Here is a 1,103-nt window from a genome sequence, read left to right as displayed (position 1 = left end):
CTGCCACGGCTCCGCCGCCGCCACCCGTGCCGGATCGATCTCCAGGCCGACCACCGCGACGTCGGGACGCACCCGCCGCAACCGGCCCAGCAACTCCACCGCCGTCCACGGCGCGGCCCCGTACCCCAGGTCCACCGCGACAGGCGGCACCGGGCTGCGCAGCAGTGCGGCACCGTGCGTCGCCGCGATCCAGCGGTCCATCCGGCGCAGCCGGTTCGGGTTGGTGGTGCCCCGGGTGACGGTGCCCTCGGGGGCCGGGGGACGGGCGCGCGCGGACATGTCCGCAGCGTACGCGGAGCCCCGGCGGGGCCTGCCAGGTCACGATTGGGCAAAGTGGGAAGAGCGGGCAACCTTTCGGTTGTTCCCCACACCGGCGAAGGGCGTTCGCCGTGCCGCCGTCGTGAGGGAGGAGCCGCGTGAGCTCGTACGTGACGCGGATCAGTCGCAGGCTCGGCCTCCCCCCGCGCAGCCCGCGCAGAGTCGCGCTGCTCAGCGTGCACACCTCCCCGCTCCACCAGCCGGGCACCGGCGACGCGGGCGGCATGAACGTCTACATCGTGGAGCTCTCCAAGCAGCTCGCCGCGCTCGGCACCGAGGTCGAGATCTTCACCCGGGCCACCACCGGCGCGCTCGCCCCCCGGGTGGAACTCGCGCCGGGCGTGCTCGTCCGGCACATCGACGCCGGGCCGTACGAGGGCCTCAACAAGGAGGACCTGCCCGCCCAGCTCTGCGCCTTCACACACGGCGTGATGCAGGCCTGGGCCGGCCACCGCCCCGGCTACTACGACCTCGTCCACTCGCACTACTGGCTGTCCGGGCACGTCGGCTGGCTCGCCGCACAGCGCTGGGGCGTGCCGCTGGTCCACGCCATGCACACCATGGCCAAGGTGAAGAACGCCTCGCTCGCCGCCGGGGACGCCCCCGAGCCGCCCGCCCGGGTCATCGGCGAGACGCAGATAGTCCGGGCCGCCGACCGGCTCATCGCCAACACGGCGGAGGAGGCCGGCGAACTCGTCCGCCACTACGACGCCGAACCGCAGCGCACCGCCGTCGTGCACCCCGGCGTCAACCTCGACGTGTTCCGCCCCGCCGACGGCCGGGCG

Annotated in this window: 1 protein-coding gene and 1 pseudogene; one reads left to right on the top strand and one right to left on the bottom strand. The window is 74.3% G+C overall.

Annotation, left to right across the window (positions count from 1 at the left end; all coding sequences use genetic code 11):
• A pseudogene (locus ACYVE9_RS27870) lies at positions 1–279 on the bottom strand (class I SAM-dependent methyltransferase); the annotation flags it as partial.
• Between the two features lie 137 nt (positions 280–416).
• Between ACYVE9_RS27870 and ACYVE9_RS27865 the strand changes: the two are divergent.
• A partial coding sequence (locus ACYVE9_RS27865; protein ID WP_461030665.1) for a glycosyltransferase occupies positions 417–1,103 on the top strand: 687 nt, incomplete at its 3' end.

The organism is Streptomyces sparsus (assembly GCF_054776295.1).
The sequence above is the reverse complement of the archived record's forward strand: the minus strand, read 5'-3'. Positions and strand labels throughout refer to the sequence as shown.